13 protein-coding genes are annotated in these 25,542 nt (G+C 51.9%); 2 read left to right on the top strand and 11 right to left on the bottom strand.

Translation table 11 applies throughout. The annotated features are described in order from the left end of the window. Window position 1: 1 nt before the first annotated feature. The 10 genes from P8935_RS14620 to P8935_RS14575 form a co-directional block, all read right to left on the bottom strand. Window positions 2-1,462 carry a TolC family protein gene (locus tag P8935_RS14620; protein WP_348261035.1) on the bottom strand — a complete coding sequence of 487 codons (1,461 nt, stop codon included), beginning with the start codon at window positions 1,460-1,462 and terminating at the stop codon, window positions 2-4. Between the two features lie 5 nt (window positions 1,463-1,467). After that, complete coding sequence (locus tag P8935_RS14615) at window positions 1,468-4,656, bottom strand: efflux RND transporter permease subunit (protein WP_348261034.1); 3,189 nt, start codon at window positions 4,654-4,656, stop codon at window positions 1,468-1,470. Beyond that, entirely contained in the window at window positions 4,657-5,865 is a 1,209-nt protein-coding gene (locus tag P8935_RS14610) for an efflux RND transporter periplasmic adaptor subunit (RefSeq protein WP_348261033.1), read from the bottom strand. A 766-nt stretch (window positions 5,866-6,631) separates the two neighbouring features. Continuing rightward, on the bottom strand, window positions 6,632-7,885 hold the full coding sequence (locus tag P8935_RS14605) for a glycosyltransferase family 4 protein (RefSeq protein WP_348261032.1): 1,254 nt from the start codon (window positions 7,883-7,885) through the stop codon (window positions 6,632-6,634). Window positions 7,886-8,087: 202 nt separating this feature from the next. After that, window positions 8,088-10,007 (bottom strand): right-handed parallel beta-helix repeat-containing protein, encoded by a 1,920-nt coding sequence (locus P8935_RS14600; RefSeq protein WP_348261031.1) that lies wholly within the window; start codon window positions 10,005-10,007, stop codon window positions 8,088-8,090. Window positions 10,008-10,461: 454 nt separating this feature from the next. Further along, window positions 10,462-12,390, bottom strand: a complete 1,929-nt coding sequence (locus tag P8935_RS14595; RefSeq protein WP_348261030.1) for a right-handed parallel beta-helix repeat-containing protein — start codon at window positions 12,388-12,390, stop codon at window positions 10,462-10,464. A 1,358-nt stretch (window positions 12,391-13,748) separates the two neighbouring features. Continuing rightward, window positions 13,749-14,405, bottom strand: coding sequence for a hypothetical protein (locus P8935_RS14590; protein WP_348261029.1), 657 nt, complete (start codon window positions 14,403-14,405; stop codon window positions 13,749-13,751). A 485-nt stretch (window positions 14,406-14,890) separates the two neighbouring features. Next, complete coding sequence (locus P8935_RS14585; protein WP_348261028.1) at window positions 14,891-16,315, bottom strand: hypothetical protein; 1,425 nt, start codon at window positions 16,313-16,315, stop codon at window positions 14,891-14,893. A gap of 38 nt (window positions 16,316-16,353) precedes the next feature. Next, entirely contained in the window at window positions 16,354-16,938 is a 585-nt protein-coding gene (locus P8935_RS14580) for a hypothetical protein (protein ID WP_348261027.1), read from the bottom strand. Window positions 16,939-17,033: 95 nt separating this feature from the next. Beyond that, window positions 17,034-19,226 (bottom strand): IPT/TIG domain-containing protein, encoded by a 2,193-nt coding sequence (locus P8935_RS14575; RefSeq protein ID WP_348261026.1) that lies wholly within the window; start codon window positions 19,224-19,226, stop codon window positions 17,034-17,036. A gap of 288 nt (window positions 19,227-19,514) precedes the next feature. On the opposite strand from P8935_RS14575, the gene P8935_RS14570 reads away from it, so the two are divergent. Next, window positions 19,515-22,196 carry a choice-of-anchor D domain-containing protein gene (locus P8935_RS14570; protein WP_348261025.1) on the top strand — a complete coding sequence of 894 codons (2,682 nt, stop codon included), beginning with the start codon at window positions 19,515-19,517 and terminating at the stop codon, window positions 22,194-22,196. Between the two features lie 63 nt (window positions 22,197-22,259). Here the strand turns inward: P8935_RS14570 and P8935_RS14565 are convergent, their stop codons facing one another. Further along, on the bottom strand, window positions 22,260-23,525 hold the full coding sequence (locus tag P8935_RS14565; RefSeq protein WP_348261024.1) for a glycosyl hydrolase: 1,266 nt from the start codon (window positions 23,523-23,525) through the stop codon (window positions 22,260-22,262). A 494-nt stretch (window positions 23,526-24,019) separates the two neighbouring features. Between P8935_RS14565 and P8935_RS14560 the strand changes: the two genes are divergently transcribed. Then, window positions 24,020-25,504 carry an exopolysaccharide biosynthesis polyprenyl glycosylphosphotransferase gene (locus tag P8935_RS14560; protein ID WP_348261023.1) on the top strand — a complete coding sequence of 495 codons (1,485 nt, stop codon included), beginning with the start codon at window positions 24,020-24,022 and terminating at the stop codon, window positions 25,502-25,504. Window positions 25,505-25,542 lie beyond the last annotated feature (38 nt).

Genomic DNA, 25,542 nt, shown 5'->3' with positions numbered 1-25,542 from the left:
GCTATGGTACAGAGCCAACTTGATAGTTCAGTGTTGCTAACGCAAGACGATACTGATACTGCGCATTTGCATTTCCGATTGCTGCATCTGTCTGCTGATATTCGGCCTGACTGAGTTCAACGATCGAACTTAACCCCATCTGATATCGTGTCTGAGCTAGCTTAAGACCAAGATCTGCTTCTTTCAACAATTCAGCGGTTACGCTGACCCGTTGATAAGATGTGTTCGCAGTAAGCCATGCTGTTCTCACGTCGCGCACAATACGGTCGCGTAAATCTCTTGTCTGTTCTGACGCCGCCTGTGCGCGTAGTGATGCCTCTTTCGCTTGAGCCGAATAGAGGAAACCATTAAACACAGGTATATTTATGTTCACTCCTATGCCGCCCCACCAATTCGTGGTGTAATACTGCGACGGCCTAATCGGAACGCTGCCTACCGTCCCTGACGCCGCTATGGTTGGAAACATTTGATCGCGTTGGGCATGGCTGAATTTTTCTGCAGCTTGTTGGCTGAACTGAGTCGCTTGCAGATCGGGCCGTTGTTTTAAACTCGCTTGGACTAATTGGTCAATATCGGGTGGTGGCTGCCGAGTGTCAGGTCCGTCATCTACAAGTTCAAACTCCTCTTGATGGTCAATCCCCAATACCGCATCCAATGCTGCCATGGTTGAATCAGCATTGTTCTGCGCATCCAGCGAAAGCAATTTTGCTTGCGAAAGGCTGACATCGGCAAAGCTCAAATCCAATGTGGATTTCAGCTTGTTGATGGTCATCTGGTTCACTTGCGACTGCAGCGTCTGGCGCGTTGTCACATTTTGCTGCGCGACTTTTAGAGTTTCCTGTGCTTGCAGGGCGTTGTAGAATGCCTGATCAGTCGCGAGTTCAACGTCGAATTGAGTTGCTAATGCATTCGCTTTCTGGGCCTTATCTTGCAGAACTGCGGACGCGACGAGATTCCTTGTTTTGCCAAAATCCGTCAGCAACTGTGAGAATCCACCACCTGCGCCCGCATGCGTAAACAAACGTGACGCGGTAAGTGATCCCGCGGATATGCGACTTGCATCCTCCGCTTCAACTCCCGTTATAGCTGCATTCGCTATAGGCAATTCCGAGGAACGGGTTTCGCGATAGACCTGATGCTGCGCCAGCGCAAGCAAACGTGCCACGCTTACTTGAGGATTGTTTTTGATTGCCATTTGTTCCGCTTGGCTTCGGGTGAGTTTGGTTCTGTTCGCTGGCGACGAGGAGGAACTTGGTGTTTGGTTCTGACGTGGGGTTGTAGTCGCGGACACTGAGTTCGCGCCACTCAATTGCACGCCTGTCTGTGCAAGCAATTGAGAAGCAGGCGCGTTTGGAAGTTCTTCTCGATGGGAAGGTGTCTGGGAGACTGCATCCGCCGTGACAGTCATCGCCATAATTGCGATTGCTACGCTGCCCATGCACTTTTTCAAACAAATCATCATCTGATCTAGGCCTCTCCCTGCGCCGGTATCTGTTTCTCTTTACGAGCATGAACGATCAGATAGACCGCGGGGACAAGAAATACCGTGAGAACTACGGACACGCCGAGGCCGCCAATGATTGCACGCGCCAACGGCGCATATTGTTCGCTCCCCGCCTCTAGCCCCAAGGCCATTGGAATCATCCCCAAAAGTGTTGCCAACGATGTCATCAAAATCGGGCGCAATCGGATTCGGCAGGACTGGACGACTGCCTCAGCAATTGGGAGGCCTGTTTCATGAAGATGACCGGCGAATTCGACAATCAAAATGCTGTTAGAAACAACGATTCCGGCCATCATGATCACTCCCATGAGAGACATGATGTTCATGGTGCTTCCAGTTAGAAGCAGAATGAGTAAAACTCCAGCCAACCCCGGCGGAATTGCCATGAGAATAATGAAAGGATCTACGAAGGATGCAAATTGTGCCATCAAAATCAGATAGACGAGAAGGATCGACAGGAATAGGCCGATTGCGAATCGCTTGAACGACTCGTTCATGCTTACCACCGAACCTCGTACAGTGATACGTACATTACCCGGTGCCTTTGTGTGATCAATCACGTTTTGCACCTGCTGATTTACATGTTGCAAAGCTTCAGTCGAAGGCATCACATATACGTCGATCACACGACGTATCTTGTAGTGATCTACTTCGGTTGGAGTATTGATCTCGGTAATGTTAGCGACGGAGCTCAACGGAGTGTAATTCGTCTGATTTGTGGCGTGCAGTGGGATTTGCTTGAAGTCGTCCATACTCATGTTGCCGATTTTGTTATCCGAGTATTGGACTGTGAGCATGTAGTTGTTTCCGGTTTTGGGGTCGATCCAATAGCTGGGAGCAATCATGCCGTTTGACGTGAGAGCCGTGATCACATTGTCCACAACTTCCTTTGGGGATAGGCCGATAAGGCTTGCACGTTCCCGGTCGATGCTCAACTCGAGCCCGGGATAGCGCAGGTTCTGTGGAATGAGAACATCGCTGACATTCTTCAAGCCCTTAATCTTCGCGGCGATTTGAGTAGCGATTTCATAGGACTGATCCATGTCATTTCCACTCACCTGCACGTCGATCGGTGCCGGCAATCCCTGATTGATTACCGAGTCAACCAGTCCCCCAGACTGAAAATAGGTCGACAGCAAGGGCATATCCCTCGCAAGTTTTTTACGAACACGTCTCATGTACTCATAACTGCCCAGCTTGTGATCTTCCTTGAGGCTAACCTGGACAAAGGCGGTGTCCATTGACGAATTGCTTGTGTAAATGGCAGATAAATCGGGAGTGATGCCGATATTCGAGACGATCATGCCAAGATCGTGGTCAGGAATTACCTGGCGGATTTCATCTTCGACTTGGCCGATGTACTTGTTACTCAATTCGAGTCGGGTTCCGCTCGGGCATTTGATGTTGATAACGAACTGGCCGGGATCTGTTCGTGGGAAATAAGCGCGCCCCAAAAGGGGAAAGAGAGCGAAAGTTAAAACGACCGCGCCAAGGATTCCAATCGTGCTGGCCACGGGCCGCAATATGGTTCGATTCACCGCGATCACGTATAGCTCAAGCATCCGCTGGAAGCGATGGTTGAACGCGCGAACGATTTTCGTGAAAAAGGAAAACTTCGCCTCTCTTCGAAACTCTAGTTGTCCTTCCGCGTTGATCTCCTCCTCCTCGGAAGCGTGCACCTGATCAGACTTGATAAAGCGTGCGCAATATAGAGGTACAACGGTCATGGCCACGATGTAAGACGCGAAGAGCGAAAAGACAACTGCAAGAGCTAGGGCCGTGAACAAGTAGCGGCTTACACCGTAAAGCAATGCCACAGGAAAAAAGACAATTGCGGTGGTGAATGTCGCAGCAAGAACCGGCAACTGCACTTCCCTTCCACCAGCTTCGGCTGCCACCTGGGGCGATTCGCCCATTTCGAGGTGGCGAAAGATATTTTCCAATACGACGACTGAGTTATCTATCAAGCGTGAGAACGCGAGCGCCAGACCAGCCAGCACCATGGTGTTTATAGATCCGCCGCCCATGCGGATGCAGATAAAGGCCGCTAATGCAGATAGCGGAATTGATAAGAGAACAGCGAACGTGGCACGAATGCTACCGAGAAAAAGCAGAATCATCAAAGCGGTCAATACGAGGCCGATTCCGCCTTCGTTGCCGAGATTTCTGAGCGCCGATTTGACGAATTCCGACTGATCAAAGACAACGGCCGTTTTGAGACTGGAAGGTATATCAACGAGATCTTTGATTGCCGCCTTCATGCCATTCACGATGGTGATCGTATTGCTATCACCTCCCTGCTTCAGCACAGGAACATATACCGATCGCTGGCCATCAATCCGAACAATATTGGTTTGAAGCGTACCCGAATCCTCAGCTTTACCTACATCGCCAACGAGTACGGATGCGTTTCCCACGGACTTCAGCGGAAGATCGTTGATCTGTTCGGGAGTTGGCACTTGGCTATTGGCGTAGATGTTGTAGTCTTTTGGGCCAATCCTGACATCGCCGGCAGGTAAAATCAAGTTCGAATCGTTCACTGAGCGGACAACGTCCATCAGGCTCAGGTTGTGAGCCTCCAGTTTGAGCGGATCCACGTAAACCATGATCTGGCGATAGCGTCCGCCAAACGGTTGCGGAACAGATGCCCCAGGGACGCTCGCGATCTGGTTGCGTACCTGGAATTGCGCCAGATCCTTCAGATCCGTCTCGTTGAGTCCTTGTCCTTTCAAAGTCACAAGGCAGACGGGCTGACTGGACGCATCCATACCCAGCACAACCGGGGGCAGAGTTCCGGGAGGCAACCTTCGCAAGTCTGCCATAGCGAGATTTGAAATGTTGCTCAGTGCTGCATTCGGATCTGTTCCCGGCTGAAAATATATCTTGATCAAACTCACGCCTGTCAGCGAGCGCGACTCGATGTGGTCTATGTTGTTACCAAGCGTGAAGAATCGTTCAAATGTGTCAGTGATGTCAGCCTCAATCTGTTCCGGAGGCATTCCTGAGTAGAACGTTGCGACGACTACGACCGGCATGTCGATCTGTGGGAACAGGTCGACTGGCATGGAAGAAATACTTGCAACACCCAACACCACAATTACGAGACACACCATGATGATGAAAAAGGGATATTTCAATGCAAACTTCGGCATTTACTTAGTTCCCCCCGACTGTTCTTCAGTGGTATCCGAGGCTGTACTTTGCTGGAGATTAGTCGTCACGCTCTCGCCTGGCTGATAGTTCGATTGATTACCGGTGATCACGAGGTCTCCCTCAGCAAGGCCCGAATTGACCTCAATCAAGTTCGAGCCTTGAAGCCCCGTCACAATGTTGCGTGTCTGAACATGATGCGCTGCGTCCACAACTAGAACCGACTGCTGATTCCCGTTTCTAATTACTGCCTGCACGGGAATGGTCAACACGTTGTCGTGGCGTTCAAGCTCGATAGTGGTATTTGCGTATTCTCCGGGAGTGAGCGAAAGGTCCTTATTATCGACGTCTATCTCCGTTTCCATTGTTCGGGTTGCAAGGTTCAAATCTCGTGTGAAGCGCACCACTTTACCCTCAAAGGATCGATGTATCGCATCCACGTTTACAGTCACGGTTGCTCCTTCGTGAATGTACTCGACAGCATCTTCAGGTACTGGAAGACGAAGTCTAAGCAGACTGCTCTGCGATAGTTTTACGATCGGCAAAGACTGTGTATCAGACGACGTGCCAGCCTGGATCAAGGCGCCGGTGTCCGCGTAGCGATAAACAATCACGCCATCAAGCGGAGCGGTCACTTTGGTATAGTCGGCAAGGTCGCCGACACGCTCGTTGTCAGCCTTAGCGCTTTCCGATTGCTGCTGTGCAGCAGCTAAGGCAGACTTTGCAGCATCAACCCTTGCTTCTGCCGCCAAATCTTTTGATTGCGCATCATCCAGTTCCTGCTCAGCAATCAGTCCCGGCTGTGCGGCAGAAGCCTGTTTCAGGCGTTTGAAGTCGCTGTGCAACGCGTTATGTTCTGATTGAACTCGCACCACCTCATGCTCAGCGCGCGTGATCTCGTCCTTGCTCCGGGCCAATTCCGCCCCTGTTCCCCGTAGTTGAGCGTCTAGTTCTGGAACTTCCAACACCGCAAGCGTCTGTCCTTGGCGGACTCTGTCACCAATATCGACATAAATATGTCGGATGTAGCCGGAGACCTTGGCGTGAACGTCGATCACCTGGTAGGGCTGAAATTGCCCGGCTAGATTCAACTTGCGCGCGATGGATCCTCTCTTTGCTGGCGCGACTGTAGCTGACGCGGTCTCTGCTGCATTTGCATCAGATCCTCTAGCGTCAGATCGACAACCGACAACCGTCAGTATTAGAACCAACGCCAAACCTGCAAAAAAAATAAAACAGGGCTGCTTCCTCATGGAGATAACACCTTTTCTTAAGGCCTTTGCTGCATAAACGACGGCATCCTGCCATCGTCAGGGGAAAGAAGATCACTCCAGTCGCTTGCGAATGGATGATTTACTCGGTTTCTTGTATGGGATTAAAGCGAGATGAAGACCGGGGGGGGCCTGAAGAACGCGAAACTTAGAATCGCGACCGAGCGCAGACACCAACGCTTTGCCGATGCAAGATAGCACCTGTCCCACGTGGTTTTTGAGCCTGCGAAACAGCCTAGCGAAAGTAAGAAGACGACGAAGCGATATGCCGGTACCTTCTCAATGGGAGAGGATCCCGCGAAGCAAAGCCGCGTGCCATCGGTCGCATTGGTGTCTTCATTGCGGGATAGCAGTTTCGCGACCGGAATCCGGTGAACACCGGGATGATGGAAGTGATAAAGCGAAAGCTTATAGCCGAATCCCCAAAAGAACACGCATGCTCCCAACATCATCAAGAGAATGGAGAGCCGAAGCGAAGATTCGTGCGATTTGGGAATTACTGTCACTCGTTCCTGAGTTTAACTGGTTTGCAGGAGGGATTCACGGAAACTCAAAGCAATCCACAATAGTTGGACACTCGAAAACTGTCGAAAGTTTGCTGTCACGGATCATGTTTTCATGAAATCTAAGAAAAAGGAAAGTCGAATGATGTTTGGCTGGCCTCCCCAAGCATTGAACTTCGCGGCATCTATCGCGTTAAGATAATTTAAATCATAGACATACGCTCGCCAACATTTGCATGCTCTCGAACGGACGGTTGAGAGTAGATTGCCTCGACGGCAGTGCTCCACGTTAGTGTGGATGCTCTGTTCCGCGCTCCGACAGAAAGTTCACTCCGTAGTTTATGTTCCTGACACATTCGCTTTACTGAGTCGGAAAGCTCCTCGATGATTTCGTTCTCGGACTTCCTTCCCACTTCTACCGAAAAACCACATGAAGAGTCGACGATTGAGCCGGGTCCGCCCACGTTCAGGCAGATGACGGGCAAGCCAGCTGAGAGCGCTTCCAGCACTACCATTCCGCCTGAGTCATGCAAGCTGGGAAAAATGAAGGCCGAGCTATTGCGATATTCATTGGCCATTTCATGGTGCGGCACTCGCGCGATCCAATCGACCAGGTCATCGACTTTCCAGCGCCTCGCCTCCTGCTTGAGCCAGCGGCCATCGGCTCCCTCGCCAATTATGCGCAGCCTCAGGCCAGGAACCGCATCTCTGACGTTCGAAAGTGCACGCAATAACAGGTGAAGCCCTTTCCAATAAAGCAATCTACCCACAAACAGAAGCTGAGGCCGCGACAGCTTCACGGCGATAGCCGAAGGTTCGGGCTCGGGGGCTGCACTGATCCCAATGGCCCGCTGCACTATACATTTGGCATGAAATCGAGCTGGAATTGCATCGAGCGTTTCGCCAGTGGCGCATGCGATTAGCCTGGCGCTCGAGTAGGTGCGTTGCATGAGAGGGTCTAGACCAACGGCACGATTTCCTAGGTCGCGAAACCACTCTATTAATCGGCCGCCCAGAGGAAGAGAATCGCGAAATTGAGAGGGCATAGTTTCTCCCCCGCCGACCGGCCCGAATACAAACGGGATGCCCAGACTGCCCATGAACGATGGCTGACGATAGGAAACGAAGGTGATGTGATGAACGAGGCCAAATTGAAGGGTGGAGTGTAGTCTCTTTGCGATTCGGTAAGCACCAACCTGCCATAACAGATAGTAGAGATAGATTCCGCCAGGCCAGTGCTTCCAGAATCTTAATCGCTGCGGAAGATCGTAGAAATGGAACGTTAACCGCGAAGTTGGCAGATTGGAGACCTGTTCAATTGCCTCCCGGTTGTTGCTGCGCGTGAGAACGTGAACATCGAAGCCCCGATCTCGAAGCGCCAAGGCCCAGTTCCATCCCACGCCGGGTTCCGAGCCCTTGTTCGGCTCGCAAGCGTAGGCAGACAAGAGAATCTTCATACACCCCATGATTCCTGAAAGGATTCGCGATGCGCAAGACAACATCAGAGAAAGAGAGCGCAAGCGGGTCGGAAAAGTGTTTTGACAGCTATCAATTTTAGATGCAGATTGAGCCGCAGACGTTTAAAAAGAACGGGCCTTTGGCGATTTTGTGCCGAATGCCTAGCTCTCAAAGAGTGTAACGCTGAGGGTAGGCTCCAACTTAAAGTGGCACAACGTGCAGGTTGAAAGTAGCGGTGTGCACCCTGCTTCCGCTTACTGCCCACACTGTGACCGGTACCGTTTGATTGCTCGCCGATGAGCTTGCGGAAAACGTGATTGTCGATGTCCCGCTGATCAATGAGCCGTTATTAATGGTCGCGCTAACGCCTGCCGGCAATCCGCTAACGCTCAGATTTACCGTTCCGAATCCGAAGGATGTCACCTTTGCAGTAGCTAAAGCTGAGCCCGCAGACATCGTATAGGTATTCGCATTCATCACCACACCGAAGTCCGCATATTTTACGGCAGGAAGAGCACAAGCCGCTACGGGAGAGGTAGCCGGTGCCGCCCACGTTGAGGTGTAGTCCGTTCCCACCGAGTTTTGCCAGCCAGACAAATTTACGAGGTGTCCATTGACCACTTTGAACGAATTAGCAATAAATGGATCGTACCAAACGTTATCGCTTGCGTTCAGTGTACTGGCAAAATCAGACCAGTCGGACCCGCTCAGATATGTCCCAAATACATTTTGTCCTGTGGCGCCATCCACGAACGTATTTCCTGTGAGGACAAGTCCCTTAGTGAACAGATCGTAACTCTGGCTTGTCTGCCAATCTGTAATGACAATTCCACCAGCCTGACCCGCGAGATAAATCTGCGCCTGATATTTATTTGTCGCTCCGTTGTTGTAAAACACGTTGTTTTGAATTCTTACCTGCTCGCTCGTCAACAGGTTTACACCCGAACCGCTGGAGCATAAATGGCCATTCTCAACCGTAACCGGCCCTTCGTTGCGCTCAATCTGCAAGGCCGCTGTCGTGTTACCAGCCAGCGTCGGACGATTGATTGTGATGTTTTTGTTGTCTGTATCAAACCAGAGACCCTGCGCCTGGTTGTTGTACGAAAAATGATCTTGAACGGTCATGCTGCGCATCTGGAAGAACTTCGCTCCGCCCATGCCCCAGTCGTAGTACGCCGATTGAGCCCCTCGCCAGTTGTTGTAATCGCTTTCGTTGAAGCTGAAGAGAATATTCTGGCTCTTGGATCCCATAAAGCCGATGCCGCCGTTGTAATTTGCGACTGAGTTCTGCACGGTCACGTTGTTACTCGAAAAAATTCCCAGACCGCCCCAGTTATTCCAATTGGCCTGCACTGAATCAATCAGCACGTTCGACCCGGACGTGACGGTGGCGCCGCTCGAGTTAATGCAACTTGCCGACTGCGTAAGGGTGAGACCGCGCAAGACGATATTTGTCCGACCTACGATACTTACTGTCTTTTGACGTGTCGCGGCTTCCACTAATGCTGTCTGCATGTTCGTTCCGTTAGCAGGCCATAGATGCAGCGATCCGCTGCCCTCGTTGATATAGAACGTTCCGGCGCGCATTTGCGAATACGATAAGACTTGCGTGAGAGGAACACTATTCACAAAAATCATTTCGGTATGCATGGCGATGGAGGAAAAGCCCGTGGGCCAACCACTAGGAAGTGGACACGTTCCCATTGTCGGATACCACGACGTGGTGTATGCGGATGAATATGTCGAATCAGTTGCCCAGTTGCTCAAAACGTTGGCGCCAGAAATGATGGCGGTACCAGTTACCGCAGCTTGAATTGTCAAGGGAACCGTTGTCTGATTCGAAATCGGATTGATGCCCACTGTCTCGCGATAAACGCCCGCATTCACGATGATCTTCGTGCCGACTTGATTCTGATTATTTACGTTGGCTTTGTTCACGGCCGCCTGAATGCTCTTGAGAGGGGAAGAAGTTGAACCTACATTTGAATCAGAGCCCTTCTGCGCATCCACATACAGCACGGTAGTCTGGTTTTCGATTACATTTGCTTGGCTGCGGGCAGATGGCTCGGCAATGAATAGAACAATGAGAGAGAAAGAAATACAGATGGCCGCCAGTCTCATGAACAAATCCTCAAAGTAAAAGTGCAGTAGCGCTCAAATCTCGGTTAGTTTTCCGGCTAATCGAACCGGAAATTGCTCACCATGAAGCTGGCTCAACAGAGAGGCGCTTACGTGCACTTCACCTTCTGGCGCAGCTAGAAACCAGGCAAATACACAGAAGTCAAGCAATACCCAATGAAACTGGGCGTATCAGAAAATCGCCAAAACTCAGATACGAGATGGTCTCTAGGTTTAGAAAATCTTATTGATATGTTTAATTGAGTTTATCTCAAAAGCAGTGATGCTGATCACGCGTCGGAGAGTACAAAAGTACATTTTGAGTTTTACAAACTTACTGCAGTTAGACGATTGACGATGACGCGGTTTAGGCATTCGTCACACGATGGAACTAACTCCCAAGGCAATTTGCCTTGGGAGTTTGAATTAGTCAGAACTACCGTTCCTGCGTGCCGCGTTATGCCGGCACGATATGTACGTTAACGGTTACCGGATGAACGCGACTTCCGCTGACGCCCCAAATTGTGATCGGCACCGTTTTGTTCGCAGCATATTTGGTGGCCGAGAGCGACATCGTAAGGGTTCCGCTGGAAAGGCTGCTACTGCTGAACGACGCGCCTACGTTTGATGGGAGTCCGCTAACCGAGAGATTCACGGTTCCGTAGCCATAGTTCGCCACCTTGATGTTGATGGTTCCGTGCCCCGCCGACATTGAATAGGCTTCTCGATCGAGGTTTACGGCGAAATCAGTGTAAGACTGAGATGGGATCGCGCATGCCGAAGCGGCAGCAGCACTCGACCAGTAGGATGAATAGTCTGTGCCAACTGCACTTTTCCATCCTGAAAAATTCACGAGATGGCCACTGGGGAGCATGAACGAGTAAACGGTGCTCGGGTCAAACCAGTGATTCCCGCTCGACACAAGTGAATTGGCAAAATCAGACCAATCAGATCCGCTCAAATAGGTGCCGAAAACGTGTTGTCCAGATGCCGTAGCCTGGAAATTATTCGAGGTCAATACTGTGTTAGCGGTACGTAGATCATAGTATTGTCCCGTTTGCCAGTCGTAGATTACGTGACCTCCCGCGCGGCCTGCGATGAATATCTGCCCTGGATATAGTCCGAATCCACCATTGTTGTAGAACGTGTTGTACTTCATTGTGAGCTTCGCCTGATTCAACGTCGTCACACCTGACCGGCTAGAGCACAAGTGACTATTCTCTACGGTGATTGGACCTTCGTTCGCCTCGAGTTGCAACGCCGCCAGAGTATTGCCGGCTACGGTTGCATTATTCACCGTGATGTTTTTGTTGTCGGTGTCGAACCAAAGGCCTTGCGCCTGATTGCCGTATGAATAGTGGTATTGAACAGTAGCGGTATGCATCTGGAAGAGTTTTGTGCCGCCCATGCCCCAGTCGTACAGTGCTCCAAGTGCACCGCGCCAGTTATTGAAGTCGCTTTCGTTATAGCTGAAAGTGGTGTTGACATCCTGATCGCCCATGAAGCCTACACCACCATTATGGCTCGCGATCGAATTCTTCACCGTTACTCCGGAAGCACCGGATACTCCAAGTCCGCCCCAGTTATTCCACACCGCCTGGACCGAGTCTACGACCACGTTGGAACCGCCTGCGATGACGGCAGCTGGCCTGTTGATGCAAGAATTGGCATGCTTGAAGACCATGCCTTTTACAGTCACGTTGCTGCGGCCGGCTAAGGTAAAGATCGACGGGCGCACTGCGGCTTCAATTGTTGCGCTCGACACACTCGTCCCACTTGCAGGAGTGATCAGTATTTGATTAGTCGCTTCGTCAACATAAAAAGTTCCGGGACGCAATTGCGACTCTGAAAGTACTTGCGTCAACGGAATACTATTTACAAACACCATCTCGGTACGACGCACGATTGGAGCTATGCCACTTGGCCAACCGGAAGGAATGGCACATTCACCAAAGTTATAAGTCCATGAATGCCAGTAAGTGCCGGCATGGCCACTTACCGCCTGCCAGCCCGTGAGAATATCGGAACCAGAAATTACGCTTGAACCCGTAGTTGAGGCTTGGATAACGAGTGGCGCGGCGGTTTGCCCGGAAACGGAGCCGATGTTGATAGCTTCACGATACACGCCCGGATTTACAACGATAGTCGTCCCTGTCTTCTGTTGATTTCTCGTGTTCGCCACGTTGATGGCGGCCTGAATGGTTTGTAGTGGGGCGGTCGCAGTTCCAGCCGTCGTGATGTTGGCGACGACATCCGAACCCTTCTGACTATCAACATAGATCGTGCCGGAGGAAACCTGGTTAGCAATTACCTGGGAATGCGCACGGGATCCGGCGATGGCCAGAGCCGTAAAGGAGAGAATAGTGAGTGATTTAGAAAAGCGCATCTGAAAGCCTCTGCGGGTATGAACTTCAAAACTGTCGTTAGACAGCGTGAATAGATTCCGGGCCACAACAGTCCGGCAAATGATCTCGGAGCAGACTGGTCATGCAGAAAAATCCTTTCCTGCTGAGAAGCGGGCTCAAAACCAGGCAGCAAGGGGCTAGTAAGTGCAACAGCACCATTGCGTGAAATATGTGGCGGGTTACCCTGCTGGCGGATCGGTTTGTTGTGGAGAGGTTTTGGTAAAGGTGATGCGAAGGCTGCCCGATTTTGTCGGACGGGTTAGCTTCCCTGCTGCGGAACAGGCGTCAACGAGGCAGCTCTGCTTTATTGAGGCGACGTGCCACGATTGAGAGCTAAACCGGCTTCCATGCACCTCTGCGAGTGCGGCTTGACTCAATCGCACGGTTTCCGCGGGGTTTAGCGTAGAGAAAAAGAAAGAAATCTTGCTTTTGCTCGATTCGAGAGGCAAGTTCTTGCATCTATCTATATGCGGGCGAGGATAGCTGCATTCTGCAGTGTTAGTGCAGAGATGTCTGGTCACGTATGAGCAGTGAAAAATAGCCGTAGTAAAGCGCAACAATAGCCTCTGCGGTGCTCAAAATAAACCAAATATCCCTACGGAGACATAGAGAAGCCTGTGTTACAAAACGTACTTGCTTCCTAGCGCGAAGAAGGTCTTTTCAACTACCCATGTCGCGGTCCTGTCTCTTGATGCAGGGACTCTTGCAGCAACTAAACCAAAATCGGCGGAATGCACCAGATGCCGATCTTGAAGGCGTACAGTCTTTGAACGAGTCACATGGCTCTTACCTCTGGGGCAATGAGCTCCTGGCGAATTCGTTCATTCGTGCAGAGTTTGCTAGCTCCCAATGCTCACAGTTTTCCCAATATACTGGTTGCCAGCTTCCACAAGAGGTACCAGATTACCCCTCCCGCGAATGCAACCAGTAAGATCGCACGTGTAGTGACGACCAGTTCTTGCTTAGGGACCTGCTTTGAAGCCTTTCGTGAATAATACAAACCATGTCGCGCGCCTGCAACAAAAAATTGTCGGACTCGGGCAGAATTCTTTCGCACAATTCCGGACTTGCGAGCACTCACAGACACCGCCCATGGAATTTGTTTGGCCTACAAGCCAACTCTGACCGATGGCCTGCTGACCTGCCGATGAATTGTTGAAGAAATCTGCGGATAAGCATACGGCATCTGATTCGCTTCAAGCCAGATTATTAGCGAGTATCTCTGTCGACACTCAACTGCCCAACATACTTATTTTCGGTGGTTTATAGGCAAGGTTGACCTGCCGCCTCAATATCAGTGGAGCGCCGTTTCTCCGAGTTGTTTTAGAAATCTGGACCGTCATCCTCGGACGCGAGCAGTGTCTGCAATTAATGCCTGAATTTGGTTGAAGGCGTATCTGGCCAGACGCTCGTTTGCACCGTCCCACTCCATCAATAGCTCTCGTAGAAGGTACCGCATCGTGAGAGCGGGCAGGGCGGCTGGAGGAATATCGAATTCGCGGCGATACCGCAAGAGAATCTCATTCGTCTGAAGGATCTGCCACACCTGCCCTGAACCACCAAAATGGACGTCATCGACATAGAAATGGCGACACGCATCCTGCCATGGAAGGCCCGAGGGCTCTCCCCATTCCCAATCGAGCAAACCTAAGATATCTTTTCGCAGCCACTTGAGATTCCACGGAGCGAAATCGCGATGCTCTACGAAGCTTTGCACTGGCAGATCGCAATCCAGCATGTCCGTGCCGCGCGCAATCACCGAGCGGTCAAACGGAAAATCGGATGCCTGCAAGCCCCTAACCAAGTCTTCGCGATAGTCAGAAACTCGCGTAGTGCTGCCCACAATCGCCAGTGACTTCAACAAATCAAGATGCGCCGGTAAGAATCCACGGGAAACGGGCTTTCCCTCAAGCCAAGATTGTGAAGCTACTCCCCGCTCAGGATCGCGAAACAGGACTCGCGGAAGGTAGTCAAATCGACTCAGCAGGCTTAGCATATCCGCTTCATTGAATATTGCCGCGACGGCCGTGGGTACGAGGGGAATTTTTGAAGCGCTGATTACACGTTCACCATTTTCGACTAAAAATAGAATTGCCTTTCGCGAGTGCGAAGCATTGCCCACGTGGATTACAGCACTCCATCTTTTCGGAAAATACTGCAAATTTGCGCGCCAATAGGACGTATCGATTGGAATCACGCTGCTTTCGATGCCAGGTACTTTTGAGAGAAGGTTCGTAGCAGCGGCTATTCTTACCGCATCCCATCGAAAACGCGAGCTTGTCTTCCACGGAGCCCAGCTACTCAACACCGGTAATGCCTTACTGGTTGAGCCGACGATTATCCACCGAGGCTCCCCTCCCTGGGAAATGACATGAATTCTGCAATCTTCGCACATAGCGAAGCTTGCGCCTGATCGGCTTTCGCGAAATACCTCCGCAACCACTCTGGCTGCCGTAAGGGGAGCAGACAATGCCTGGGTCATCATCTCGGTTGGGACGGTTCTATGGAAATTTGATTTGCTCTGACTAACGGCCCCGCCAATCGCAGCCGAGCGGCTGTGCGTCGTTCATAATGCTCCAAAATTGCGATTTCTACGTCGCGAATAACGTCTGTTAGAGGCTGCGCCGCATTCACCGTAATCGCAAACGGAAGTTTGCCCGCTACCTTGCGATATCGATCGCGCTGACGCGTGACCTCATCAAATGCTACTTCCTGCTTGCGTGACCACAGCACATCAGCAGGCGCATCCAGCAGAATGATGAGATCGGGACGAGGAACCATGCGGACTGCAATTTCAAGCAACCAAGCCGGACCGCCATATCGAATTCGCTTGCTGTCCACCAATAAATCATAGATGTAACGATCAAATATAATCAGCTGTGAGCGCCTTACGGCAGGCCCAATCTTTAGCGCATATCCCAGCCAGTAATCGACAATCAAGGAAATGGCCTTGAGGACAGAGATAATCGCCCCCCGCGGTGGCTTTCCATGCGGATCTGTCACTGCCTGAGTAGTTGCCTTCCCTGTCCAAAGAGCCTTCGGTCGAAGGTGGAACAACCTGATTTTGTTGTAGGCCGAATCGAATTGATGTCGAAGAGCATCAATTACGGCGGACTTCCCTGCACCGTCTGGTCCCATGATTGCGATGCACCCACCGGTCGGCTTCACAACACGCTCAAACTGATGAAGGAGATGCGCAGGGCTCGACACAATTCTGCGCAACAAGGAGTCTCCTGAATTCCGCCTTAGCTCTGCGCGGAACGTGTTAAGTCCTGCGTCCATGCTCATCCAATTGTTCGTAGCAGCCATGCTGCTCAACTTGCTTCGATTCGGCTCTTTCCAAAAGCGAGCAATCATTGCATTGCAACCCGAGGAATCCTGAAGATAGAGCCGATGCAACTTCAGTCCCTGATCCGCGCTAAGAGAGCGCTTGTTGAGCTTCTTGATCAAATAATAAGCAAACTCGTGCGCAGGAGCTGGTATCCAAAACCCATGCGGATGGATGCGACGAGCCGCGAGTACCTCAGGCGCGCGAAGCCAGAGGAGACCGAAGTGCCGATAGTCTGCGGTGGAATCGGGCTGAACAATTACGAGCTTGTCTCCCGATTGAAATCCGAGCGTATACGACCTGGCGCTAAGTTCGTGCTCCACGGTGTGAAAGAGTTTCGTTCTCGTATCGTGAGCGACATGCTCAATGATATTAGGCATTCGCGCGAAATCATCCGCATTCACCATGAAATCAATGTCGGTATCGAATGATTCCGGCAAGCGATCGTAGCCAGAAAGCACGCAGTAGGATTTGCACTCCCTCGCGAGCGCCGCCAGCAACGAGCGAGCAACGTTAGACTTCACCTGATCAGGGTTGAAGCGTTCATCGCCTGCATCGATAGTTGTCTGTGAGTGCAAGATTTGGCATTCCTGATTGAAAGGGAAGACTTCAAGTATCACTGCGGCTGAAACTGGTATCGAGACCTGAAAAGTCTGTAAACGAATCCGACGCTAACACCATTGGGGTGAAATGAGCCGGTTTGAATGCCTGGAATTCCGGGAGCGCCTGGCCAGAACTGGAACTCGTAGTCTGCGCGAACCTTCCAATGTTCCTTCAGGGAAATATCAATTCCGCCACCCGGTGCCAGTACGAAATAACCGCCGTGCGCTAGGTCGTAAGGGAAGTTGATCTCGCCTGCGCCGACAAGGAACTTCGCGAATGGCTGATACTTCTGGCTCTTGTAATAGAAGTGGTATCGAGGCCCAACCAGGTAGTTGTACTCAGTGAAGCTATGTGCGCCACCGATCATGAGCCAGCGACCTTCGCCCTCGACTCCCAGGTTTCCAGCGAGAAGAGGAGAGTAATCGATAAACGTGCCCAGACCAGCCGTCTTGATCGACCCATAGCTCGCATCGAAGTAGCTGAACGAACCGCCAACTGACAATGGCACGGACCCGGCAGTGGCGCTGTCCTCAACCTGCCCGAAACAACATACTCCGGGTAGTAGAAGAACACCAAGGACCAGCAGTTTTTGAATCACGCCTTACTCCTGAAAGATTTCGTTGATGGCGGCAGGCGACAAGGTCATGCTTGTCGTTTCGTGTCTCGGTTTTCGCCTGCCTACGCTGCCTTAACCTACTGCGTGACAAATGGCCCAAAAATCACGTACATCCTACCGTCTTGAATATTGCATGGCGAAACGACGCAATTCGTAACCCTCTTCGTGACGAAAGCCAATCCGTTCGAGCCCCAACGCACAATATGTTGCGGCAGTCCATTCACCTGGTAAAGAGGAAGTTGGGCGGCTGCGCTGAAGCTCGTGAGATTGAATGACTCCACTTCATACGCAACGGTTTGAATGTCCGCCGCAGACTGGCCAACAAAATATGCTCGATTGAGAGCCGCGTCGGTAGTCATCACACCCGAGGAAACAAAGTTCCCGGATTGAGCCGCGGTCGAAGGATTCACAACAAGCCCGTCGTCTCCATATAGAAGCTGAGTGGTTGAATCGAGATGAACCCGCAAGTTCGGCACCGGGAAAAAGTTCTGATGGTCGCTGACCAGGCTCACGCCATTGGCAGACACAGAGAGCTGATAAAAGTCGGCTTCAAAGTTTTCATTGTTCGCTGCATAAACGGCAGTGCCATCATTACTCCATTGAATTGTGTCGAGCAGCACGTTGCCGGCTTGAGTTGTGGGACTGATCACAGAGGGCCGTTGTGTGGCATTGTCGTAGATCGCTACCCCGCCTGCGGCTTGTACGATCGAGACACTCGGAAGTACCCCACGAGCGACTGCGATAGTCGTAGACTGCACAGGATCAACCTCGACATCCATCGCATAGTACGCGCCAAGATTCGGGTCCGAGCCTAACGGAATGCTTATGTCCGGAACGCCCTGCTGATTGCCGAGAATCAGGCGCTCAACTGTCCCTTTTCCATCAAGTCCAACGTAAAGGTACTTCTTGTCGGCAGATAAGGCGAGATGATCCGGTTCGCTTCCACTTCCGGGCGAATACGTCCACTGAATCGCCAGCGACACTGGATCAATAGCAACGACCGTGTTTGGATTCTTGGTTGAAGTGCTCGGCTGCGAAATATACATGATGTTTCGCGCCGAATCCCACACGAGGTCATTCACCTCACCGAAGAAGATATTCATGCCTACCAGGTATGGAATCGGATTAGACGGATTTGATTGTGCGTTTTTCGCCGTCACCGGAATTTCTGCTACTGCGGTAAGAGCTGAGGCCGGCACTTGTGCCGTAAGCTGCGTACTGCTCACTACAGTCGTGGGTAGAGCAGTGGCGCCGAAATACGCCACGCAACCGGTCGCGAAGTTTGTGCCATTCAATGTAAGAGTGAAACCAGGATCGCCAACCGCACTCTTCGTCGGACTTATGCTCGTCAAAGTCGGCGTGGTCGCTGGATTTACGGTGATGGTAAACGGCAGCGTATTCGAAACAGTACTATCGGGGTTGAGAACAAATACATTCTCGGTACCAACGGTTGTGAGGAACGCCGCTGGAATCGTCGTCGTCAACTGGGTGGCCGATACGAAAGTAGTCGGCATAGCGGTTCCGGCCCACACAATTACGCTGTTGCTCAGGAAACCGGTGCCATTTGCCGTGAGCGCGACAGATGCGACGTTGTTGAATGAAGTATTCGGACTGAGTGATGTCAAAGTCGGCGGCGTACCGGCTGCACCGCCGGTGACGATGAATGGAAGCTGATTGGTCTTATTGTTGCTGGCATCCTGCACAGCAATCAGGATCGTACCTGCTGTCACAACATTTGCCGCTGGCACTGTGGCATGCAGTTGCGTTGAAGAGTCAACGGATGTCGCGATAGCCGTGCCGTTCCAAGTGATCGAGTCCCCACTCGCAAAACCTACGCCAGTCGCAGTCAAGGTGAAAGCCGCGCTTCCAGCTGCGACAGTATATGGATTGATCGACGTGAGACTAAACGTCTGCGAAGAACTTCCCGTGATCGTCAGAGTCATGGCGTCGGAAGTCGTCGTATCCGGCTTGATGACACGGATGGTTGCGCTGCCCGCCGAGGCGATTTGCGCAGCGGTAACGCCGGTGGTGAGTTGCGTATTTGAAACCACCTTTGTTGACTGCGCCACGCCATTCCATAGGATCTGAGTTCCACTGACGAAATTGGTTCCCGTTGCGGTGAGCGTGAAGCCTTGGCTGCCTGCCGCAACAGTCGCGGGGGAGATTGAAGTGAGCGTGGGTGTAACTACGCCCTTGAAACCTCCGCACCCGGTAAAAACTGCTAATAGAACCAGCAAAGGTGACAGTGAAGCGATCCGATGGACTTTCATATTCGTAGATCGGCCTTTCCGAAATACCTCAGGTTTTTAACTGCAATGAATTGAACGTGAAAAACCGGGGATGCTTAAAAGTGAGATGCGGGAAAACCCAAAATAGATAGCTGCATATCCGGTGCGAGCCTACAACCATTTGGTCATGTAAAAGCGGCCTTCTCAAGCCAACTTTTTTAGACGGAAAGGGCATCGAAAAAGGAGCAAACAATTGCCATGAGATCCTATGCGACCAGGTTGGCAGCGATGTTGCTCATTTTGGGTTCATCCCCTACCCCCACTACCTGAATGGGTAAAAAATTGACCATGGAGTGCTTCATGCGGAATATGCGCTGCTTCTATTGCTCGATGTGTATCACGATTCTGTGTTCACTGAGCTTGATCTCGAGAGCACAAAACATCAGTGTTTCCCCCCGGCTGCTTGCATTTCCCAACACCACAATGGGGACTACTAGCGCGCCTCTCACGGTCACGATTAATAACAATCAGACCTCGACGCTGACGATCGCCAGCATACAGGTGGCTGCTCCGTATGCCGAAACGAATAATTGCGGATCAACCGTCGCTCCGAATACGACTTGCACGGTCGCCGTGAAGTTTAGCCCGACGGCGGTGAAGTACTACTCTTCGAGTCTGACAATTACCGATAGCGCGGGGAATTCTCCTCAGGTGATCTCGCTGACGGGTAATGGGGTGAAGTCCACGGTCAGCTATACGCCTCCAACCGGCGGAATCTATTTCTACAACCAAATCGTTTCTACGCCCAGCACTCCGCAGCCCGTCACGATCAAGAACATCGGGTCAACTTCTCTGACGTTCAACTCCATCATTTCAACGGCTGATTATCCTTACACCACGAATTGCGGGAATGGCGCGGGCGGCGGAACTCTCGCTGCAGGAGCAAGCTGCACCATCGAAGTGGAGTTCGATCCCCAGGCGATAGGCAAACGCACAACCAACCTCACAATCTCCGAGAGCGCTGACGCCACAGCGATCATGATTCCTCTTCAAGGAACCGGTATCTCCGGCACCCCGGGTGCGTCGGTTGCGGTCACGCCCTCAGCACCTTGCGTACAGCCCTCCGCGACGGAGCAATTTGCTGCGATCGTTACCAGCGAAAGCAATACTGGCGTTAACTGGCTAGTGGATAACGTTGCCGGTGGCAACTCAACAGTTGGAACAATAACTGCGAATGGTCTCTATACCGCCCCGCCCTATGTCGGCTCTCATATCGTGAAGGCAGTGAGTCAGGCGTCGAACAGCGTCTCCGGATCTTCCGCAATTTCAGTCAATTCATCGCCGACGTTTGAGATTTATCCCTTCGTCGCGTCGATCCCAACAGGAGGCCAGCAAACCTTTCAAGCACAGCAATGCCTTGTTCCAGACTCCGGCCCCAATGTGAGCTACACAGTAGACAATATTGCGGGCGGCAATTCGACCGTAGGAACCATTACGAATAATGGCGTCTACACCGCGCCGCCAACTCCCGGCAAACACACCATCAGAGTCACTGACTCGACTTTGAACAAGAGCAGCGGGGCTGTTGTAACGGCATTTACCAGCATCACAGCAGATTTCAATTCTCGAGCCAACACGACTGCGGTTGTCCCGTCTGGCATGTTTGGGTACGGACGCGGCGAGTCGCTCCGCGGAACTTCAGACCGCGAACTCCTTACGCAGGGTGGTCTGAGCGAAGCACGAATCTCCGCGTTGATTTCGACCGTTTACGCCACGCAGACGCCAGACTGGACCAAGATAGATCCCATGATCGAGGCAATTCAGTCTGCAGGACAGCACGCGCTTATCCAACTCAACCAATCTCCATCGTGGCTCCAGCCAACATCTGGACGCTGTGCGAATAGCGTCTACGCTGCCCCAACCAACATCAGCGAGTGGGCCCAGATCGCAGCCGCTTATGTCGCTCACTTCGACAGCAAATTCCCAAACGTTGTGCAGGATTATGAGATTTGGAACGAGCCCAATGCCACCGGAATGTGTACGACCCTCAACCAGATGAATACCTACATGAACATCTATGCAGCGGCGGCTCCGGCAATGAAGACGCAGGCTGCAGAGGATGGAGCGACCATCCGCATCGGCGGTCCTGTGATTTCTGGGTATTCCCAAGTCTGGATTTCCACGCTGCTCTCCAATACATCTACAGCGCCGTATGTGGACTTCGTCAGTTACCACCAGTACTTCTTCGGCCAATCCCAGCTGGAAGCAAAATGGGATCAATACACCGGCGTCCCATCCCTGTACGAAATGACTCAAGACCCAAGTGTAGGAGCCGTCGCCAACTACAACAAGACCCTGGCTCAGGTCGCGCTTGGCAAGCAGCCCGGTGGTGCCAGCACTCCGATTTATGTCACGGAATTTAACTCCAACTGGGCATTCTTCAAAGACTGCTGCCGGAGCGATAATACCTACGCACCAGTTTGGAATTCTCTATACGTCACCGATATGCTCGACTCGGTGTACAACGGTAGCGCGCATGTACCCAATAAGCTCTATTATTTTGCGGGCAGCGCCTATCCTTACTTTTGCCTGATCGGCGTGCAGGACCCCAATATGGATTGCCTCTATTCCGCTGGGGCAACGCCAGTTCCCTACCCCCAGTATTACGCATATCAGCTATTCGGAGGATCAAGCTATCTCGGCTTGTCTGCTGGCGGTTACATGGCGAAAAGCATTTCGAGTCCAACCGGAGGAGGGGGTCTCGCGACCACCGCTTTCTATACATCAACAGAGGACTCGATCGTCATCACTAACCCCACAGCAACCTCCTATCCGCAGATCACGGTGACATTCGCCAATCCTGGATTCAGTGACGCACAGGGCACCCTGTACCAGATTCAAAACGGTTCTCAGATCAACTCGACACCCATCTCCTTCTCGTCACAGGGCACCAGTCGCACGGCGACGATCGAAGTGCCTCCGTATTCAGTTCAGGCTGTCTCTTTCAAGTAAGTCTTTTTCGAAACCAGCACGACAATGGAGTTTGCGGCTCTTGGCCAGCCGCAAACTCCCTCTTTATTTGGTTTCTGAATACTCCAGCAACATCGGCTCTGAAGTGACGGTAATTGGCCGATGATCGGCGGCGATTCGCGAACCATCTAGTGTCGTTATAGAAACAATGCTTGCGACATTGCTGAAGGTCGATTCACCGGACGAACTCCACACCACACGATAGAGTTTGGCGCCCTTTTGCAGATCGCATTCCCACACCTGTGAGCCGGCTAAAGGGCGGCACGGTGTTGCTGCAGACGTGCCTTCGAGCCAGGAAATGACCTGTTGGGCCGCTTTTCCGGCTGGAGTTATCCCACTTCCATCGCGCCAAAGCGTACCCCAGTCGGAATTGTCCCATTGATACCAATAGGCGCGAGCAATTCCACTGGTGAAGTTGATCAAGTACCACTTGGCAATAAACGCCGCCTGTGCGTTCTGGTCTGGAAGTTGCGCATCTTTTCCCCAACCTCCCTCTGTATTCCAGATTGGCATCCGGGCCAGACTGTGCTTCGCGAGAACTTTGCGAAGCGCCAGGATTTGTTCTGCCAGTTCCTCCGGGGGCAACGACGGCCGATCGTTTCGCCCCGCATAGCCGTGCCAAGCGATCGCGTCTGCAAATCTGCCACCGCCCGCGGCAAGATATTGATCAAGCCAGACCTCGTGAGAGAGCGGCCACCCGGTGGAGGATACTGCAGGTGTTGTGACGGTGGCAGAAGGGTCAATCGACTTGATGAGGGGGTAGATATGCGCCGCGAGTTCTACCATCTGCTGAGGAGATCCGGTCCAGAATCCAGATGCATTCGGTTCATTCCATAGTTCATAGCTTGAGATCTTTCCCCGGTATCGAGTTACCAGGGCAGTCACAAATGCAGTCAAGTCATCCAGATTAGGCGGAGCCGCGCAGCCAAGCTTCTTTCCTATGCAGGTCTCGTTCGGGCGTGTGCTGGCCCACTGAGGAGTGTTAACAAAGACATAATCTAGTTGCACGTGATGAATCTGAGATTGCGCAACCCAGGTATCCAATGAATGCCAGTCGAATTGTCCTTTCGCCGGTTCCAATGCTCCCCAAGAGGTGCCGGCGGGCCGAATGCTCCCGAACTTGATATCCGGCCAGTGTCGCGTGGGCGACAGCGTGTGCATACCCACGAAGTCGATTGTGAACTGCAGGGGACGCAGGCTCGATTCCTCAGATTTGTTGGCGGAAAGGCCTCCCAATCCGCTCGCCTGAACAAACAGGCACAGACCTGCCAAGATCGGTTTACTACGCCATACCCAGTGGAACAAAGTCATTCTTTCCCGCCCTCGTCTCGTCATTTGAAATCGTGTGTGCAATTTATTGGCCACAGTAGTGAGATTCATGCATCGCAACACAGGATGTTCATTGCCGAGCATGCCTCGGAGCCGCATTTTATGCCAATTTTTTGGTTTGACGAACCAAATTCACGACACTGTAATTTTCTTCATGTGCATATCAAACCCTTGCGGGTTGTTCGCATCAAATCAATTATTCCCCTCCTGCAAACAGGAAGGAGCTCTGCATCAATAATCTGTTTTGATCCTTGCTCTCAGCAATGTGCCATCACGCTGTTTGCTTTTGAATCGCTCGTTCCCCGGAAGACGACCATCAAGATCGTCCAGCACACAAATAGGAATGTATGCATTGAGCTTTACCCTGAACGGACATGCAGCATCTGCGCTTTGGTTTGTAGTGGGCCCCTTTTCTTCTTCTTTATACCAGCGTTGATGCAGTGCATCTCCCCATCTATGAGATCGAGGCGTTGTGGATGAATACGAATGCGATCCCGTTTCAGCCTGAAGGAAATAACCGGAGTGATCCAACTCCAATTTCAATCGCGATTCAGACTGGAACTCGCAAGGACTGGTCTCCGTCCGAGCTGTCAGTTCCCTTAGTCCGGGTGACGGCGGATTTCCTGCTTCTTCTCGTGGGCACATTGATCGGCGGAACCATCGGTCATCTTTTCCAGCGCACGCACTCCTTTGAACTCAGTACTCAGTCGCTCATTCTAGGCTCGATCATTTACACAGTTCTGGTGCTTTGCCTTCTACAGAGCGACAATGCTTATCCGCGCGTTTGCAGCCTTCTTCACGTCAAGGAGACCGAGACTGTCTTACGCGTATCGATCAAAGCCATCATGATAAGCCTCGTGGTGTGCATTGTCGCACGATACCCTGTACCGCGCATGGCTATGCTCGGCGGATGGATAATCGGCACTGCATTTCTCGCCATTGGCCGGGTGTGGGTACTTGAGGCAGTCAGGCAACGCATCGCGACTTCTCTTCCTCGCCGACGCTCGCTTATCTACGGGTCTCGCCGGACAGCACGCCGCTTCTTCACTGGAGCGCTTCATTCGCCGATGCTCGGCATTGACCCAGTGGGATTCATTGGCAGCGAGAGTGAGCATAGTGAAGCGATCTACAGCTATGACTACTTCCAACGCGACTCTCGACCTATCTTTCATGAGCCTCTAAGCGTTGATATGCTCACCCGGCTCAACATCAAGGACATTTACGTCTGCGACTCCAGCATATCTGACCACGGCCTGAAGACCGTGCGGGAAATTGCTCAAGCCGCGAACTGCACGCTCTCCCTGGTGGACGATCAGGAAATATTGGCTAACAAGTGCCCTACACGCGTTTGGGAAATGGACGGCCTATTCGTTGCAACTACAGAACCAAACGATGCAGGTCGTTTCTACAGCGCGATAAAGCGACTCATCGACATTGCATGTTCTGCACTTCTCATTTTCTTGAGCGCTCCAATCTGGGCATTGCTCGCCATAGCCATTCGTGCTGAATCAAAGGGTCCGATCTTCTTCCGCCAGACGCGTGTCGGCAAAGATGGAAAGCCTTTTGAAATTCTTAAATTTCGCAGCATGAAGGTGGATGCCCCGAAGTATGCCCGATCGCCTAACGAACAAACCGATTCCCGCATAACCCGGGTGGGTCGCCTCTTACGTAAAACCAGCCTTGATGAGATTCCTCAGTTGATTAACGTCTTGAGAGGTGAGATGACCTTGGTTGGACCGCGGCCGGAGATGCCCTTTATTACCGAAGAGTATGGTCCTTGGGAAGCTGCGCGCCTTACGGTACCACAAGGTATAACGGGGCTTTGGCAATTGAGTGCCGATCGTCAATTCGCAATTCATCAATCGATTGAGTATGACCTTTACTACATCCAGAATCGGACTGTGCTGATGGATGTGGCTATCCTTCTCCACACTCTGGTCTATGCAGCAAAAGGAATCTGATGTAGGCGTTACTTCAAGCTCAGGATTTCCTTCGTCCG

The organism is Telmatobacter sp. DSM 110680 (assembly GCF_039994875.1).
Lineage (GTDB): Bacteria > Acidobacteriota > Terriglobia > Terriglobales > Acidobacteriaceae > Telmatobacter.
Note: the sequence above shows the minus strand (reverse complement) of the source record. Positions and strands in the feature narration are given on the sequence as shown.